The sequence below is a fragment of the Methylobacterium sp. CM6247 genome, from assembly GCF_054817925.1.
The window spans coordinates 1,919,880-1,937,592 of record NZ_JBTXKX010000003.1 but is presented as its reverse complement, the minus strand read 5'-3'; the positions used below and the strand labels follow the sequence as shown (position 1 = coordinate 1,937,592).

General features: G+C 60.8%; 14 protein-coding genes and 1 pseudogene. 10 read left to right on the top strand and 5 right to left on the bottom strand.

All coding sequences use genetic code 11. The features are described from left to right. The first annotated feature begins 54 nt into the window (after nt 1-54). From ACYQOP_RS09975 to ACYQOP_RS09965, 3 genes and pseudogenes are all read left to right on the top strand, one after another. On the top strand, nt 55-1,545 hold the full coding sequence (locus ACYQOP_RS09975; protein ID WP_461222277.1) for a diguanylate cyclase domain-containing protein: 1,491 nt from the start codon (nt 55-57) through the stop codon (nt 1,543-1,545). Between the two features lie 320 nt (nt 1,546-1,865). Beyond that, the gene (locus tag ACYQOP_RS09970; protein ID WP_461222276.1) at nt 1,866-2,072 is read left to right on the top strand and encodes a hypothetical protein; all 207 of its coding nucleotides are present in this window, start codon (nt 1,866-1,868) and stop codon (nt 2,070-2,072) included. 116 nt (nt 2,073-2,188) lie between these two features. Further along, nucleotides 2,189-2,392: pseudogene (locus ACYQOP_RS09965) on the top strand (TRAP transporter small permease subunit); the annotation flags it as partial. Nucleotides 2,393-2,782: 390 nt separating this feature from the next. Here the strand turns inward: ACYQOP_RS09965 and ACYQOP_RS09960 are convergent. The 5 genes from ACYQOP_RS09960 to ACYQOP_RS09940 form a co-directional block, all read right to left on the bottom strand. Then, nucleotides 2,783-4,369, bottom strand: coding sequence for a Na+/H+ antiporter (locus ACYQOP_RS09960; RefSeq protein WP_461222275.1), 1,587 nt, complete (start codon nt 4,367-4,369; stop codon nt 2,783-2,785). A 66-nt stretch (nt 4,370-4,435) separates the two neighbouring features. Next, nucleotides 4,436-5,257, bottom strand: a complete 822-nt coding sequence (locus ACYQOP_RS09955) for an alpha/beta fold hydrolase (RefSeq protein ID WP_461222274.1) — start codon at nt 5,255-5,257, stop codon at nt 4,436-4,438. 51 nt (nt 5,258-5,308) lie between these two features. Next, on the bottom strand, nt 5,309-6,745 hold the full coding sequence (locus tag ACYQOP_RS09950) for a YncE family protein (protein ID WP_461222273.1): 1,437 nt from the start codon (nt 6,743-6,745) through the stop codon (nt 5,309-5,311). Beyond that, nucleotides 6,742-7,173, bottom strand: a complete 432-nt coding sequence (gene copM / locus ACYQOP_RS09945; RefSeq protein WP_461222272.1) for a CopM family metallochaperone — start codon at nt 7,171-7,173, stop codon at nt 6,742-6,744. The genes ACYQOP_RS09950 and copM overlap by 4 nt, the downstream gene beginning before the upstream one ends. 265 nt (nt 7,174-7,438) lie before the next feature. Further along, the gene (locus tag ACYQOP_RS09940) at nt 7,439-8,182 is read right to left on the bottom strand and encodes an SDR family oxidoreductase (RefSeq protein WP_461222271.1); all 744 of its coding nucleotides are present in this window, start codon (nt 8,180-8,182) and stop codon (nt 7,439-7,441) included. A gap of 101 nt (nt 8,183-8,283) precedes the next feature. Between ACYQOP_RS09940 and ACYQOP_RS09935 the strand changes: the two genes are divergently transcribed. The 7 genes from ACYQOP_RS09935 (at nt 8,284) to ACYQOP_RS09905 (ending at nt 17,155) form a co-directional block, all read left to right on the top strand. After that, the gene (locus tag ACYQOP_RS09935) at nt 8,284-9,273 is read left to right on the top strand and encodes a LysR family transcriptional regulator (protein ID WP_461222270.1); all 990 of its coding nucleotides are present in this window, start codon (nt 8,284-8,286) and stop codon (nt 9,271-9,273) included. Between the two features lie 517 nt (nt 9,274-9,790). After that, nucleotides 9,791-10,237 carry a hypothetical protein gene (locus ACYQOP_RS09930; protein ID WP_461222269.1) on the top strand — a complete coding sequence of 149 codons (447 nt, stop codon included), beginning with the start codon at nt 9,791-9,793 and terminating at the stop codon, nt 10,235-10,237. 729 nt (nt 10,238-10,966) lie between these two features. Continuing rightward, nucleotides 10,967-11,956 carry an alpha/beta hydrolase gene (locus ACYQOP_RS09925; protein ID WP_461222268.1) on the top strand — a complete coding sequence of 330 codons (990 nt, stop codon included), beginning with the start codon at nt 10,967-10,969 and terminating at the stop codon, nt 11,954-11,956. Nucleotides 11,957-12,593: 637 nt separating this feature from the next. Continuing rightward, nucleotides 12,594-13,490 (top strand): hypothetical protein, encoded by an 897-nt coding sequence (locus tag ACYQOP_RS09920; RefSeq protein ID WP_461222267.1) that lies wholly within the window; start codon nt 12,594-12,596, stop codon nt 13,488-13,490. Between the two features lie 621 nt (nt 13,491-14,111). Further along, the gene (locus ACYQOP_RS09915) at nt 14,112-15,215 is read left to right on the top strand and encodes an exodeoxyribonuclease VII large subunit (RefSeq protein WP_461222266.1); all 1,104 of its coding nucleotides are present in this window, start codon (nt 14,112-14,114) and stop codon (nt 15,213-15,215) included. A gap of 26 nt (nt 15,216-15,241) precedes the next feature. Then, the gene (locus ACYQOP_RS09910) at nt 15,242-15,430 is read left to right on the top strand and encodes a hypothetical protein (protein ID WP_207413824.1); all 189 of its coding nucleotides are present in this window, start codon (nt 15,242-15,244) and stop codon (nt 15,428-15,430) included. Nucleotides 15,431-16,573: 1,143 nt separating this feature from the next. Next, nucleotides 16,574-17,155, top strand: a complete 582-nt coding sequence (locus ACYQOP_RS09905) for a response regulator (protein WP_461225273.1) — start codon at nt 16,574-16,576, stop codon at nt 17,153-17,155. Nucleotides 17,156-17,713 lie beyond the last annotated feature (558 nt).

The following is a 17,713-nucleotide window of genomic DNA, read 5'->3' as shown; positions in this document are numbered from 1 at the left end:
AGATGCCGTACATAGTGGTAGGGGGTGTTAAACTGCGCGATTCATTGGTGGGGAATGATGCACGCAATCGTAAGTGAAGCCGAACGGCTCGCTTGCCTCAGGGGCCTCGGCATCCTCGACACGCCGCCCGAGCATGAGTTCGATACCCTGGTACGGACTGCCGGGCAAGTGCTGGAATGTCCCATCGCCCTTGTTCCGATGGTGGATGAGAACCGGCAGTGGTTCAAAGCCGTTTGCGGACTGAGTATCGACGGTACCCCGCGTGAGGACGCGTTCTGCACTCATGCACTCAAGGCCAACGACCTGCTTGTCGTGTCCGATGCAACAGTCGATTCGCGTTTTGCCCATAATCCCCTTGTGACGGGGGACCCGCACATTCGCTTCTATGCCGGCATGCCAATTCGCGTCGAACGCCCGCACGGTGCCGGGCCCATCGCTGTGGCTACGCTCTGCGTTATCGACCGTCAGCCGCGGGAACTGGATGAGGCTGGCATGACGGTTCTTCGGGACCTCGCGCAGCTTGCCGAAGCCCTACTGACAGCCCGCAGCAATACCTTCGCGCTCGTCCGGCTCGCGGAAGAGCGCCGTCGGACACTGGAAGCACTTGACCGGAGCAACCGCCAGCTTCGTCAGGCAGAACGGATGGCCCGGATCGGCTCGTGGAGACTCTGCCTTCGCACGAAGGTCATGGCCTACTCGGATCAGACCTATGCCATTCATGGAATGCCAGTGGGCAACGAAGTGTCCCTGGAAGCAGTCCTCGATTTCTACTCGGCACAAGGACGCATCATGATCGAGACGGCGGTCTCGCGCGCAATCTCGAGCGGTGAGTCCTTCGACATCGAGAGCGACTTTTGTAATGCTCAAGGCGAGGCCTTGCGCGTGCGTTTAAAGGGCGAACTGGAATTCCGTGCTGATGAGGCGGTGGCCCTGATTGGGGTGCTTCAGGACATCACAGACCGGCACGCCATGGAGCAGGCCCTTCGCCACGCCGCTCAGACCGATGACCTTACGGGCCTCGCCAGCCGAAGCCGCCTCAACCTGTTTCTCGATGAGCGAATTCGGCTGGTACGCGAGAATGATAGTGGCTTCGTCCTTCTGCTCATCGACCTCGACCACTTCAAGGCCGTGAATGACGCCTGTGGGCATCCTGCCGGCGACGACGTCCTACGAGTGATGGCCGAGAAGCTCCAGGCCTCCTGCGGAGCGGACGGGCTTGCGGCTCGGCTAGGCGGCGACGAGTTCGCTCTCGTCTTGTCCGAGAGCCTTGACGATGCCGAATTAGAACGGCGCCTTGGGCATCTCCTCGCCACGTTACGCCACGATGTAGAAACGGAAGCACGCGTCATCACCGTGTCGGCCACGATCGGGGCCTGCCACTTTAACGTGACAATCGCGAGCCGCAGCGGCTTGATGAAACGGGCCGACGAAGCTCTCTACCGGGCCAAGAACCACCAACGCGGGTCCGCTGCCGTCTCCGGTGAGGGGCGCGCAATCGTTCCGCACGACATGCTGCGCTCAGAACAAAGAGCGGGTAGGCATTAGCCGGCATCATGCTTGTAGACCTCGGGCTACTCGAAGGGTCCCGGGCCAACGCCTTCTCTTCCCTTGGTCCTTCAGCTTCTAGCGACCACATTCGACCCTTGGCAGGTTCTGGAAAGTCCGCTTCCAGGCCGCAGAGCGGGACAGAGGGTACGACAGGAACGGGTGGAAAGCGGTGCGACTGCTTTTGTCGATGGAAGCTCCAAGCGGACATCAACACCGTCCACTCGTAGCAGTAGTCCGAGCGTCTGATCGCCGAATGGCAGGCAGAAACGTTTCGGGAATCGCAGTCGTCAATCCGATCCGTTCGCTAGCCCAAGGAAATGGCCCAATCGAAGCTCGATGTCCGCCCCGTGCTCGGCGGCGAGCTTCGCCATTCGCGGATGGCGTCCCTTGCGGATGCCCGTCGTCATGGCCGAACGCGCCGCTGGCGGCCGATGACGAACGTCGGCACCAGGGCGGCCATGGACATCCTGGCGTCCCACGCCGATCGGATCGCGGACGCGGGTATGCGTGGGACAGGCGCCTAGACGCGGGTGACCGTAACAAAGACTGTGAACTCTCACAACGCGTGCTGATCTCGGCGGAGCTTCGCGCTAGAAAGTTTATAGGGGCGTCGAATAACGACCCCGTGAGGAGGACGCGCATGCTCCGCTTGAGCCAGTGGATTGACGTGCTCAATGAGCGGATCGGTAAGGCCGCCGCGTGGGCGATCGTGGCTGCAGTGATCGTGTCCACCCTGAACGCGATCGTGCGCAAGCTGTTCGGCACCTCCTCGAACGCGTGGCTCGAACTGCAATGGTACCTGTTCGGCGCCGTGTTCATGTTGTGCGCCGCCTGGACACTCAAGTGTCCGTCGTCAGATGATTTGGGACAGTCTGCGGTGTTCAGGAGCGGAGGCTCTGGTCCATCCGGGGTGAGAGGTTAGGCAAGCTGCCCCTCGTGGCGCAATCGGCCGATGCTCCATGACCTCCACGATAGGCTACCTAATGGCATCTTCTGATCGAAAGCAGCCGGACCGCATTCCACCCAACATGGTCATAGAGTGGACGGTCAGGACCCGACCCAGCTCAATCGTACATGTTATTGTAAGAGTCTCCTGAAAGCGGACATAGACTCAAGCTCAACCGGACGGCCAGAAATGGGTGAAACGGACGTTGTGGGTGAAACGATATTGAAGCGGGCACCTCCAGGCCCCGAATGCGAAAGCTTTGGAGGGTTGCGCAGTAGGTCTACGTTCTTAGCGCCTGCCATTCGTTGCAGAGATCTCCTGCAGATCGAGGTCATGCTCAAGGGCGTGGAGCGTCTTGTCCTGTATCCGTCCCGCCCGGTGCAGCCGAAGGATGTCGGCGCGGGCCGCCTTCACAGTGGCAAGGACGATGCGGAAACGGTCCGCCCGGTCGTGCGCATCTGTCATCGACCCCGTGGCCAAGAGTTCGAAAGTGCTTGCCCGGAAGCCATACTGTTCCAGCATTCGGGGATGGCGAACGGCCCCGTCCGCGTCGCGTGACAGCCTTTCGGCCTCGGCCAGTTGGATGCGGGCCATATGCGCTCGTGCCGAAGCGGGACTGAGGACGTCCTCTGGAAGCACCTCCGTGGAACGCACCCCAAGAAGACGGATCAGCGGTCCGAGGGTTGCTCCTTGAACGAGAACAGTCACAAGGATCACGCCGAAGGCCGCTGCCAGGATCAGGTCTCGACCCGGCATCGTTTCCGGGAGGGCTAAGGCGATGGCCAGGGTCACGACGCCCCGCATGCCGGCCCAACTGAGTACCAGCGACGTGGCCGGTGATGTGCGGGCCGGGGACCTACCGAGGAGTTGCCGGACCGTGCTGCCGATCACATCAGAGCCAAACACCCATGCGAATCGGGATAGGATGACGGCTGCCACAATACCTGCGACCGGCAGCGCCAAGGTACGGATGGCTGCCTCGCCGCCGCCGAGCCGCTCGATGACGCCGCGCAGCGAAAGGCCGATCAGCACGAAGACCATGGCTTCCATAAGGAAGACCATCACCTGCCACGTCGCTGTCCCGCGCAGGCGTACGTCACCGGTGAAGATCTCATGCTGGCACCACCCGAACAGGATGCCGGCGACGACCGTCGCGATGACGCCCGACACATGCAGGTCCTCCCCGGCGATGTAGGCCACCCAGGATAGCAGAAATGAGGAGGCGATGATGAGGTAGGTGTCGTCGAGGAGACGAAGTAGCCTCATCCAGGCAAACCCGATCACTCCACCCACAATGATGCCACCGAGTGCGAGGCCGCAGAAGCTCAGGAAGGCATCGGAGGCACTGAAGGTCCCGGTGAGGGACGCCGCGACGGCGAAGCGTACAAGGACGAGACCCGTCGCATCGTTGAGCAGGCTCTCGCCTTCTAGCAGCACGGTCAGGCGTCGCGGGAGCCTGACGCGGGACAGCACAGCCTTGGCCGCCACGGCATCGGGTGGCGAGACCACCGCGCCGAGGGCGAAGCAGGCGGCCCAGGGCAAGCCCGGGACGAGCCAGTGGGTGACGATCCCAACGAGCGCGGTGGTGAACAGCACCGCCCCGACCGCCAGGGCGAGGATGCCGCCGAAGTGACGACGGAAGTCCGACCACACGGTGAGGTAGGCGCCGTCCATCAACAGCGGTGGCAGGAACACCACCAGCACAAGATCAGGATCGAGGCTGAAGGCAGGAAGGCCGGGCACGAACGCCAAGGCGATGCCACCGACGATCAGGGCGGCAGACGGTGGCATCCTGGAGAGCTTTGCAAGGATCTGCAGGCAGAGCGCCGCAACCAGCAGGAGCAGGATGAACTCGAAGGTGGCAACAGGCGTCATGGCGGTACCGATTCCTGGATGGGGACCACCCAGGTACGAGCCACAGTGGTCCCGGCGTCCGTTCCCTCAGCTGCGAATGAAGGCCAGTAGATCGGCGTTGAGCTGGTCTTTACGCGTGGCAGCGAGCCCGTGGGGAGCCCCGGGGTATTCCTTGAGCACCGCTCCCTTCACAAGCTTCACGGCAGCGCGGCCCGCTGCGTCGATGGGCACAATCTGGTCGTCGTCCCCATGGATGATCAGGGTCGGCACGTCGATGCGTTTCAGATCCTCGGTGAAGTCGGTTTCGGAGAATGCCTTGATACAATCGAGGGCGCCGTTCAGGCCGACCATCATGCCCTGGAGCCAGAAGGTATCACGTAGGCCCTGGCTGACCTCCGCACCCGGTCGATTGGCGCCATAGAACGGGCCGGACAAATCCTTGAAGAACTGCGCCCGGTCCTTGGCGACCCCGGAGCGGATGCCGTCGAACACCTCCATCGGCAGCCCCCCCGGATTGCCTTCCGTCTTGAGCATCAAGGGCGTCACCGCGCCCACGAGCACCGTCTTCGCGACGCGGCCAGAGCCATGGCGTCCGATTGTGCGGGCGACCTCTCCACCGCCGGTCGAATGCCCGACCATCACCGCGTCCTTGAGATCGAGGTGATCCATGAGCGCGTCGAGATCGTCCGCGTAGGTGTCCATGTCGTTGCCGGTCCAAGGCTGGTCGGACCGACCGTGTCCACGACGGTCATGAGCGACCACCCGGTATCCGTGGCTCGCGAGGAACAGCATCTGGTCCTCGAAGGCGTCCGCATTGAGCGGCCAACCGTGACTGAAGGTGACCGGTTGGCCCGTGCCCCAGTCCTTAAAGAAAATCGCGGTGCCATCGCGTGTCGTGAAGGTCGGCATATCAGGATCCTTACTGTCCAAGCTGCGGGCTTTCGATGCGGCCACCGGCCGTCAATCGAGTTGGGTCTGAGCCGGGTTGCCGGTCACGCCCGGCTTTCCGGGCAGGATGACGATGTGCCGGCGCGGCGAATCTCCCTCGATCCTTGTGATCTGCCTGATCGGTCCGATGGCATTCACGATGGCCGCTCCGGCTGGGTTCGTCATGAAGGTGGCAAGCGGTTCGACGTTTCCCGTGCCATCCCGGTCGGAGGACAATGCCAGCACGTAAGGCTGCTTCGGCTCGAGGCCGGTGACGGCGGCCTGGAGCGTCTGGAGCGGCCCCTGGTCGAATAGGGTCACCTGCGTGGCGGCCTTCCCGTCCTGGTCCACGAGCGTCAGCATGCTCGTTTGGCCAGCGACACCGAGGGGCTGGAGATTATCGGTGCCCGTCCCCTCCGGCACGGCGCCGGGCACGTAGGCGACACCCTGCGGCGCCTGGCCAATGGGGATCTCGGCCACGACCGTGTTCGACGCGGTATCGATCACGGCAGCCTTGTCGGCGTTCTCCAATCCGGCATAGACTCGGCTGCCGTCGCCCGAAGGCCACAGGCCATGTGGGAGCGAGCCGGTGGGAATCGTCGCGATTTGCGAAAAGTCGTCGGTGCGGAACACCTTGACCTCGTTGAGGCCGCCGACCGTGACGTAGGCGAACTGCCCGGCCTTCGTCCGCACGATGTTAACGTGGTTGGTGATCGGTCCCGTCTCGATGGTCCTCAGCGATCTGAACGGCGGCCTCGCCTCGAACACCTGCGTGCGACCGACGTCCTTCAGCGTGAACCAAACTTGTTCACCATCTGGCGTCGCCGCGATGTCGGGGCAGAACGGGCTCTCCTGCTGGATCCGCCCGACGATGGCATGGGATCTTACGTCGATGGCGACCGTTTCGGGTGTGAAGCTGGAACAGACGAAGCCGTACAGCCCATCGGGCGAGAAGATTGTCATGCCCGGACCGTTGGGCACGGCGATGCGTCCGGTCTCCTTGCCGGTGATGCCGTCGAGGACAGCGACGTAATCCTCGCCGCGAACAGTGACCCAGACCTCCTTGCCGTCGGGCGTGAAGAAGGCTTCGTGCGGCGAGCGTCCGACATAGGTCGTGTGCCGCACCGTGTTAGTCGCAGTGTCGATGAAGGTGACCGAGTTCGACCCAATGGAGACCGCCAGCAGCGTGCGATGGTCTGGCGAGAAGCCCATGCCATGAACGAGAAGCTGGCCGCGGTAGAGCGGGCTAAGGTTCGCCGGGGTGGTGTCACCAAGGCGAAGGACGCCGAGGAGCTTGTTCGCAGCCGGGTCGATGACAGAGACCGTGTTGGAGAACTGGTCCGAGGTGTAGAAGCGGTCGCGGTGGCTCACTGGCACGTCCGGGGCATTTGCGGGCCCAGGTGCTTGGCCGGCGAGTGCCTGACCCGTCATCAAGGCGGCGAGTACCGCAAGTGTCGCGACCGTCTTCATCGTCCTGTCTCTCCGTGTGCATGATCCGAACGGCCAGCCTCCGTCGCGCCGTGATGGTGGTCGTCCCTGACATTGCGCCCTTTCGCGGGTGATGGCAGGTCAGCCAGGGCGCCCTGCATCACCATGATTTCCTGCTGCTGTTCGACGAGGATGCCCTGGGCAAGCCGGCGCAGGATGGGATTACGTCCAAAGGCGAGTTCGGCCTTGGCCATGTCGATGGCGCCCTGGTGGTGCGGGATCATCATCGCGGCGAAGTCACGGTCCGGGTCGCCGGAGGGATCGAGCGCCATGTCGGCGTGCATCCGCTCCATGGAGTGCGTCATAAGCGCGTCAAAGGAGGTTTGCGGCTGGAAGGCTCCCCGTGAGGGGTGCGACCACATCATCCCTCCGCCGATGACACCGGTTGCCATAAGCGCGACCAGGACCAAGGCAGATGGGATTCCACGCATTGTCTATCTCCGTTGAGCTGATGTGGACGCCGGGAAGTCTGCTTTATTCCGCGCGTTGACGAACAATCTCGCTTAACAGATCGGCCAAAGCGCGAAGGACCGATCAACATGCCTGTCCGGGCCTGGGTTAACCCCAGTCTCCATATGAGCCTCCATGAAGGGGGAGACGGAAGCTATTCGAGCGGAGGTCGAACTCGATGGGAGTAGTTCACCAGCGCTCGCTCAGTCTTAACTTCCGTCCCGATCAGACGAGACGCGAGCCACCGTCCACATGGAGGGTCTCACCGTTCATGAAGCCGTTACTCATTAAGAAAACGACCGCCGCCCCGGCTTCGATCGCGGTGCCGAGACGGCGCTGTGGGAGCTTCTCGGTGAGCGCAGCAACGTAGGCATCGCGATGGGCGCCGAGCGTGCGGGCAAGAAGAGGCGTGTCAGCAGTGCCGGGTGAGAGCGTGTTCACCCGTATGGGTGCTAGTTCCAGCGCAAGGCCGCGGGCAAATGCTTCCATTGCGGCCGAAGCAGCAGCTAGAACGGCCGTTCCCTGCGCGCTCGGGCGATCCGCCAGCGCACCGGAGATGAAGGTCACCGACCCGTCGGAGGCAAGGCGACCACTGAGCGCGCGCAAAGTATGGACTGCAGCCCAGATCCGCTCCTCGAAGGCGCGTTTCAGATAATCGACTTCGGCTTCCAGGACCTTGCCGGCAACGAAAGTCCCGGCGAGTAGAACAAGATGGTCGACGTGCGGGATATCGGCGAGCGCCTGCTCAATGGCTTCAGATTTCGTCACATCGGCGGCTCGCCAGCCATCCAGGGCGTTCTCAGCTGCTGCTTTCTCAGCCCCTTCACGACTAAAGCCGACGACGATAACTATGGCACCGGCTGCCTTGGCTTGGATCGCAGCCGCCAGTCCAATGCCAGACGTACCGCCAAAGATTACGACAGTACGGTTCCTAAGGGTGGACATAGTAAAGGGGAGAGCCTCAGACATGATCGCAATCTTTGTGCAGGGCGCTCGTGATGCGCCGATGCCCTTAAATAACGGCGGTCCTCGGGCTTGATAATTGCGCCAAACGGCGTTTCAGTCATGCCATGACGGAACAACTTAGCCTTGATAGGCTCACTGGCCTCATCGCGTTCGCTCGCGCCGGTTCGCTCGGTAGCTACACTGCAGCAGCGCGTGCGCTCTCAATTTCTCCTTCGGCAGTCAGCAAAAGCGTCCAAAGGCTTGAGCATCAGTTAGGCTTGAGACTGTTCCACCGGACTACTCGCTCGCTATCCCTTACTCCAGAAGGTCGCGATCTGCATGAGCGCGCCCTCCGGCTGTTACGCGATGCCGAGGCTATTGAGCAGATGGCGGTTGCGGCGCGTTCCGAACCGGCAGGAATCCTCAAGGTCACGGCGCCACTGCCCATGGGGCTGCACCTTCTCGCCCCAGCCCTACCAAGATTCCGCAAGATCTATCCAAAGCTCATGGTGGATCTACGCCTTGGAGATGGTTTCGCTGATTTAGTTGGAGAAGGCATCGATGTGGCTATCCGAGTCGGCGATCTCGGCGACAGTCGCCTCATCTCTCGACACCTCGCGCCGCATCGCATCTGCGCTTTTGCTTCTCCAACCTACTTGGCGCGGCGTGGGAGTCCGCGCCACCCCAACGAACTCGTCGACCACGACTGCGTGAACTTCCGGTTCCAGAGCACGGGCCAAGCCCTACGCTGGCCATTCCGCATCGGGGATCGCGTGCTTGAACTCGTACCGGACGCCTGGATGATCACCGACGTCAGCGATGCGGTCGCGTCCGTCCTCATCGCCGGCGGCGGGATCGGCATATCTCCGACCTACCTTGCGGCGAGCTATGTCGAACGAGGTCAACTCGTCCCAGTCCTTCACGAGTTTTCAGTCGAGCGGCAGGCAATGACCGCTTTGTGGCCGGAGAGCCGTCGAGGTAATCCAAACGTGAAAGCCTTCCTGAGTTTCCTTGGAGAGGTCTTTCGGTCCCCGGCTCCATGGGACGTGACCGTAGCAGCCTATGCAAGCAGTAAATGCACGCAATCTGGGATAAATGACAGACTAAATACATAAGATCGGTGTCATCGCGCAGCAACGGGCTAATTCGAGATCGGTTTACCAGCGGGGGTGCCCGTCTCCTTATTGCGAGCCTGAGCATAGCCTGGAAGGCCGAGGTTCCAAGCGTTGCCGCTCTCAATGTCCATGCCCCGAGCTAGCTTGCGGACCGCGCCTCCGGCAGAATCGAGTTCGTGATTTCTGGGCTCTCCGTCGGCTGTGTGACGGTCCGGGCCATAAGGCACCGGTCAGGGCGACAAGGGTGGAGGCGGACGCGAAAGCGATGGCCGAAGCGGTCTTGCACATCGTCGTGTTAACTCTCCGGTGTTCTTGCTCGGTCCAACAGCGTCAAGCCGTGGTGCCGGACAGACGGTGTCCGCGGCTGAACTTGGCGCGCATCGTCGAGGCCCGCCATCGCTCGGCGCAGCCGACTGCACAGCCTCTTCCGATCTGGTGGGCGATGGCGATGGCGGCCGGCTTGCTCCTCCTGGTCGGAGGCGCCGGTGGATGGGGCCTGCGCGAGCAGGTTTAGCCTGTGCCGACCGGAATCGAGGCGCTGGCCCTGTCCGCAAGCATGAACTGCGCGGTCTACGCGCCTGACGACGCACGTCCAGTCGAACTCGCTGCCGCCGACCGGGACGAATTCACCAGCTGGTTCTCGGCCAGGATAAAGTGGCCGGTCACTGTGTTGGACCTGAGCGGCTCCGGCTACCGGCTCATGAGCGGGCGTTCCATCGCCACACAGCGGAGGCTCGCTGGGCCGCCGATGTACCACGATAGGTACGGCGCGCACTTTGTCATGTTGATGCGGTCCATGAGCGTTCCCGGCGAAGCACCGACGCGCGCTCACACGACGGAGACGTCGAACGGCTACGCCTTGGCCCAGGACGGGCTCGGCTACAGCCCCCTGGGTGCGGCCGATCCTACCGTCCTGCACCCGCTCGCCAATGAGATCCGCCGCACCACCGCGAAAGCCATCTGAAGATCCAGCATGCCCCTCCTGGACGACCTTAGAGGGGCCGATTCGGGCTTGAGCCAGCGTGCCGTCTTTCTCCGCCTCGCTGCCATCGGAGCAATTGTCTTCGGCACGACGGGGGCCTTCGCGTACGCCAGCGGCTGGCTCTCTCCGGGGGGGCCTGACTCAGGCGCGGATCGTCAACCGCCTGGAGCAGGGGAATGGTTCCCATCCAAACCGTCGGCGCAACTATACCAAAGAGTTCTATCTCGCTAGGCACTTCGAAACCAGCGACCGGGGCGCGCCTGTCGACGGCGTCGCTATCCGCTGCGGTCTTCTCGCTCCACACTCCTGCGGCATCCATCCGCGAATCCGCGGCGTCCAGCCCAAACATAATTTCGAGGATTGAATATTAACTTCTTCACCTGTTCCGCAATGGAACAAATGAAGTGACTTTGAGGGCAGTTATCAAGCCGGTGGTTTAGCTCCACAATGAGCTGATTGGTGCTCGCGTCATTACAGTGGTATTGATGCAAATAAGTAAAAATTATAGACACTCAAAAATATAAAATCTTAAATCGATGTCGATACATAGAAAATATGTGTAATATTCGAAACGTAGGGTTTGTATTAATATTACCCGATGGCTGAAAACTATAATTTTTTTCAATTAGGACGTTACAAAGTCTGACAGAGGACTTCACCTTGATGACAAATAAAATAAGGATCTTTGCTCTTATGATAGGATCAAGTATTGTGGCACAGCCTACCTTCGCACAGGATGTTTCAACTGATCCCCATCTGGATCCGGCTGTCCGCACTTTTCTCGTGCAAGTCAACAAGAACCCGAGCCCAACGCCTCTCTGGGAACTGCCGCAACCGCAGCCGCAGGAGATCATTACCGGCCTACAGAACCAAACATCCGTTGACATGTCTGGCGTGACCATCTCGGAACGCACGATCAATCAGAACGGCCTTTCTGTAAAGCTTTACGCTATGAAGCCTAAACACGTGACGGGCAAGCCCGGCGTGATTTTGTTTATCCATGGCGGGGTGTGGATCGTTGGAAACTTCGCTAATCATCAACGTCTGCTTCGCGACATGGTAGTAGGATCGGGACAGGTTGGTGTTTTTGTCGAGTATACACCTCTTCCAGAAGCCAAATTTCCCACTCAGCTTGACCAGTCCTACGCGGCGCTGGAATGGGTCGCCAAACATGCCAGCGAGATTGGAGCCGATGGTGATCGGATTGCAGTTGCGGGTAATTCGGTCGGCGGCAACATGACTGCGGCGCTCACGCTGATGGCCAAGGACCGCAAAGGTCCAAAGATCAGCTATCAAGTGTTGCTGATCCCGGCGACCGATGCCAGCGTTGATACCGAGAGCTATGTTAGATATGGCAAAGACCGCTTCCTCGCTCGCGCCTTCATGAAATTTGGGTGGGATCTCTACGCGCCTGACGAGAAGGCCCGGGACAATCCTTACGTCTCGCCGCTACGTGCCACTCTTGATGGGCTGAGGGGCCTTCCGCCCGCACTTGTGATTACAGCGGAAAACGACCCACTCCGTGATGAAGGGGAGGCCTATGCGCAAAAGCTCAAAGAGGCTGGAGTTGAAGTGAATGCGGTCCGTTACAACGGAACAATTCACGATTTCGTACTTTTAAATGGCCTGCGTCATTTGCCATCGACTGAATCTGCGCTTCAGCAGGTGAGTGACGGCATTCGCAAGTACGTCGGTCAATAAAAGCACGCGGCGGCGGGATTGACTTACCGCCGCCCATGCATCCAATAAAAAAGGGAGGCAGCTACAGCTTGTCTGAGTTTTGTATAGCATGTCCGCTTTCGAACTAGCTGCTGACTTCTGCTCATGCCGCACGGCGTCGAAGAATTTCCAGCGTTTGAGATCGTACACGGGTAACCTATGCGCCGCGAGTATGGCGCAAAACGTCCGAAATTCGTTACGGGAATGAACGTCCGGGTATCCGAGGCTTTCCACAGAGAGCGGACCAGCGGAAACCCACCCGACCCGGTCGTTGGCCTCTGTTTCAACAGCCTGGAAGCGGACCTTCCGAGGGTCGGCAATGGGTCAACAGATACCGTCTATCAGAACTCAGTTCTGAGGTCCGCTATCGGGTAGCGCTTTCAAAAACATATGAGGCCGGACTGGGTTGGAAGCAGAGAATATAATCTTGGTTTTTTGTTCTCCCGAAATGACGTGGCCGGCTGCCTGCGCGCCGCCTTTTGAGATGAACTGATGAGAAGGGTGTCGGGGTATCCGACATAAATCCCAGGAAGAACACACCAGGACGAAAGCTTCAGCGCCGTCGCGCTCGAGCCGGAGTTCGGGTCCCTTCCGCTCCCTTCGAACTCAGGAAAACATCATGACCATTACAGTGCCTACCGGCGCGCATGTCTCCGCATGCCCCACAGCCTCACAAGAGGGACTGGGGGCCTTGCTGGAGCTTCTGCCCCGCAGGGTCAAACCAGGCATCCGCGGCCTCCTCTCGGGACTCGATGCTCTCCAGCCAAATTGGGGCCATGTCTTCCTGCGCGAAGAATGGCTCACCTCCCTCGCCGAGGAATGGGGAATAGAGCCGGGCTTGATCCGACCGGGGGAACAAGTCCCCATCCGGATTGCCATCGAGCATGACGTGAAATTCGGATCCCGTCTCGTTATCTCCATCTGCGATAATCCCACGCCTGCTCAGGTTTCCGCAGACGCAGATCTGCGCCGACGCTTGGAGGAAGAAGGTCTGTGGCGACCGGCTCGGCCGCCTGAGAAGCTGCGCCAACTCTACGCCCTCACCCCCAAGGCCGGGACGGGGCATTGGGCGTCACTCGCGCCACGGCTCAGAGAGCTGGACGAGAACCGCATCGTCTTTCTGTCTGAGCGCCCCGTCGATCTCAGTGATGTCGCGGATGTCCTCCTCGCACTGCAGGATGCTAAGGAGTTCGTGCACTGGACCGGTGCGGACGCCGTCCTCGTCGCCACGGGAGACCGCGGCGTCGGCTCCCGGATCTTCAGCGACCCGAATGTTGTCGAAGCTGCTTGCGGTCTGGGAGCGACGCTCCTGACCCTTGCTGGTCCAGTGCCGACACTCATCGACGATCTCGCCTGGCGTTCGGTCAGTCTCCCTGCCGAAATGCAGGGCACGATCGAGGCGGTCTTACGCGGGGAACTCGATCGAGCCGATCGGTCCCGCCTCGATCGCATCGAGAAGGTTCTTTCCGATCGACCCGACAATGAAAGTAACGGGTTCACGGACGTACCGTTCTGAGGCGCCGCTACGCCCCGGATGCATATTGGGCATCCGGGCAAAGGCTGAGACGGTTCATTGCTGTCCGAGCCTCCGCTTCTCGTAAGGGCGGTTGTCGAGCACTCGGTCCACGCTCGTGACCCTGCCAGCGCTTCACACCCTCATGCCAAGCCTGGGCCGCTGCGCGATGTCGCCTAGCCCAGGCTTCCAACAACAGCATCGCTCGGTCGCAACGTTCGACGTCCAGGACGTCGGGGGCATGGACTGGGCATGCCGCCCCCTCCCCTCACTGACCCTTCCATAGATCCTTCGCCCAGGAACCCAACATGCGCCATCACAGAATCCGTGGCTTGAGCGCTCCGCTCCCGACTGCACTGCCGCCTCATCCTGCCCCAAAGGACGGCAGTAGCCAGTTATCCAACGGGGATCGTCCCCTCCCGACAAACACCACCGTCATTCCCCTGCAGAATCTCATCGCTTCGCTACGACAACAGGTGAAAGGCGATCACGTCGTGAGTGCCAGTGTGCTCAGCGTTGAAGCCACGTCACGGGATGGCTTCGTGCTTCTCCTCGGTGAGGCTGAGGCTGCAAGCCGAAGTGAGCCGCCGGCTCGAGGCTCACCTCGGTGAGAACGAGCGGACAATGATCGAAGCCGAGCTCGGCAGGACCTTCGATCCTATCTCTCTCATCAATCGTAGGATCGAGGTGGCGATACGATGCTCGCTTCGGCAACGCTTCAGTCGAGGCGCTACGGTGCAGGCTAAGGTCATCGGTCTTTACGCGATCGGCGAAATCCCCATCGAACTGGAGATCCGACGTGAAGAGATGCTGCGACTGCTCCGAATGGATGGAGTACGGTTCGGACCTTCTACCTGGAAGGATCCGGAGGAAACTTACCATGTCGCGGTCATCGCATCGGAGGTCGGTGACGCCCTGCGCGACGTGGAGCATGTGCTGAAGCCCCTCGAGGCATTGGGACTGATCGCACTCCACCGGATCAGGGCTAGCTTCGAAGGACCGAGCGCAGAGAGCTCTCTGATCGAAGCGATGGCCAAGGCTGAAGCGCTCCATGCTGAACACGGGTTGTCCGCCACCCTCATCGTCCGAGGTGGAGGTCCAGCTTCGTCCTTCTCACCGCTCAATGCGTGGGCAACGGCCGCGGCGGCGCGGCGCCTTCCGAACCTGGTCGTCGGCCTCGGCCACGCCGCAACGCCGCGCACGGTTCTCGATGAGGTGGCCGGACGGTCCGTACCAACGCCCACCGCGGCAGCCATGCTGATTCGGGATCTCATGCGCCGAACGGCCATCCGTGCCGAGCAGGCGCTTACGGCCCTGACCGAGGCCATCCGCGACGATGTCGCGGCGGACGCCAGCATAAGGTTGTCACGCGCCATGATGGGGTTTGAAGAAGCGGCTCGTCTTTGCGTAACGAATGCCGAACAGCAGCTTCTCAAGGTCGGTCTGACGATCGAGCGCAGCCTGCTCACCTCGATCGCGGCTCATGCCGAGACAGCTGCGAGAGAGGAAACCGTAGACGGAGATAAGGGCGACGCCGAGCGTCTTGCCGACTTCGACGTTGCTCACGATCCGGTCGTAGAGGCTGGCCTGGCAATGGTGATTGAAGCTGAGACCGGCTTCGTGATGACCAAGGCCGCGGACGCCCGTCTCGCCAACCGCCTCATCCTCCAATTTCCAGATGGCGTCGTCGGCGTCTGGAATCACCCTACGCCGATCACAACCCACTGACCCCATTATAAAAAGGAATCCCAGACATGAACGATACGACAGACACACCTATCCCTTTCCTCGAGGCCCTTCACCAGATCGAGGCTTTGACCCTACGCATTCGCCAGGAGAGGCTTGCGGCCTTCGAAACGGTTGAAGAGACCTACGTCGAAGTGCAGCGATTGCGCACTGTGCTCATCGCGCGGGTGGCTGCTCTTCGGTCAATGGCTGGCTAAAAGCCACATAATTTTTATCAATCCCGAAGTGGTCAGTTGTTTGTCCGCTTCGGGAGGGCTCTAAAAAATACTTGTCTCGCATCTGAACCCATAGCGCTCTGTACGCACGAGTATTAATACAAACCCCTATAATTTATCATGATACTCGTATTTTTTTGAAGTATTTTAGCGTAAATTTTGCATGTATTGCAAATAAAAAATGTCTCAAGCGATGGGAAGTTTTACATATTTCATGTGTAGGCGCGCGTGAAAGCCGCCCAATAACGGCTTCATCGAAATTATAAGCTACGAATGGAAGCGGAGGATTTCCGTAGTGATCCTGCGCTTATCAGCGTGGTACTCCCACAATATCCCCACAGGAACAGTGGGATATAAGAAGAACAAACGGTCTCAAAGGTCGTCCGTCACGCTGAATTCATTCAGTTTTTTCGTAAAGTAGGGCCGCTCATAACGGCCTAGTTGCAGGTTCGAGTCTTGCCGGGCCCACCACTCACTCCTTGCGAACAATGGACGTTCGCGTTTGGCGGGAGACGTGCGGCGTCTCAAGGGCATAGCGAAAAGCTGCCGTTTTGAGGCCTCTTCTCCGGGGCGGTGCTGCGGCCCTGATTTCATGCGATCTCGGCCGGTTTCTCGCCTGCCGCCGATGCAGCTTCCGCGGCATTTTAGGTGGCCTAGCTGGAGACCGGTTCGCAGGCCGACGGAGCCTTGGTTCGCTGACGGTCGGGCACTGGTGTGTGAGCCATTCCCGTCACTTCGGACTGGACTTGCGCTGCGAATGGAGCGGAACTGTCAGCGTCCTTGAGGCCGCCGACGCGGTGCGCCCTCGACCCCCTGCCGATCCCTCGCGATCCGTGGGGTTGCGCTGGTGGCAGCAGATCCGCTGCCGAACCACCGCAAGGGCCACCCGTAATGATCGACGAGACGCACCAGGCGCTGCTGAAGGCTGCCTCCGAATCCCACGACCAGTTGATCGCCCGTCCCGCCGGACTGAACGCCCGAGCCATCTTGCCATCGGCTTCGTCCTGCGGGACGAGACTGGGCACGATGACAGAGCGTGCGGTGCAGAAGCCATCGAGCTGGCCCCGCTCAACGTGCCCTGGTCAGCCCGACCGAGCCGTCGTCGGCGCGAGATCGTCTGTGCTGATGGCCACCTATGGCTTCGTGAAGCAATCGGAGGGTGGCATCCGAATTGACACCGTAATCGGGGAAGGGACCTCGATCCGGGTTTACCTGCCACGCGTCGCTAGCGAGACGGAGCCCCTCCCCAAGGCACGACGGCAGGTCGATTGCGCCGGGTGGCAGGCCACCGGCGGCAAGGCCGTGCTCCTCGTCATTGATGACGACACCGAGGTTCGCGAGGTCACCGCAACGCGGCTTTCCGAGGCCGGCCACGAAATCCGCGAGGCCGGATCCGGCCTCGCCGGGCTCGCGGCCCTGGAGGCCGACCCCTGCGTCGACCTGGTAGTACTAGATTTCGCCATGCCCGGCATGAACGGGGCGGAGGTGGCCGTCGAGATCCGCAAGCGCTGGCCCGGCATGCAGATCCTCTTCGTGACTGGATATGCCGACACCATCACCCTGATGAAAGTCGGGTCGGTCGGCGTGGAGGGGATCGTTCAGAAGCCGTTCCGGGACGGCGAGTTGGAAAGCAAGGTCATCGCTGCTCTGAACAGCCGAGTTCCGACCGGCCTGCGTTTGGTATCGAGCGGAACTGCCGGCGACTGAGGATCGGCGCGCGTCGAAATAGGTCATCGATTTAAATAATTAGCGGCCATGCGAGTGTTACGCAGCGGTCTGCAGGATGCCGGAGTCGGGTCTAAGCAGGCCTGAATTTAGAGAAGAGCCGCAGATCGAGTCGCAGGACGATCACAAGACGTCAGCGTGCTCGCCCCCGTCGGCGGGTCTCAGGCGCGCGGGCGCAAGGTAACGATGTTTCCGATCTCGGCCACAGCGGGGATGGCATGGCCGAGGCGCTCGACGACATTCTCACTTTGATGAAGGTCGGGGCGTAGTCGCGATAAGCTGAATGTTCGCTTCTGAGCGATTCCCCAATGACCGCTCACCACCCTTGTCCGACCTTCAGAGCGTCCGCTCGTGGCCAGCCTAAGAGAACGGACGCTCTTACCGAGGTGATTGGGAAGCGAAAACGGCACCTTTTGACGGACGAGTTGGTTAAGCGGACGTTGAATGATCAGCCGGCGCTTACCGCAATCGATTTGCTGACTAACGGCAAGCGCGGGTCTGGGGGACGATTCCGTCAGCGCGTGTCCTCCGCGCAAGCGG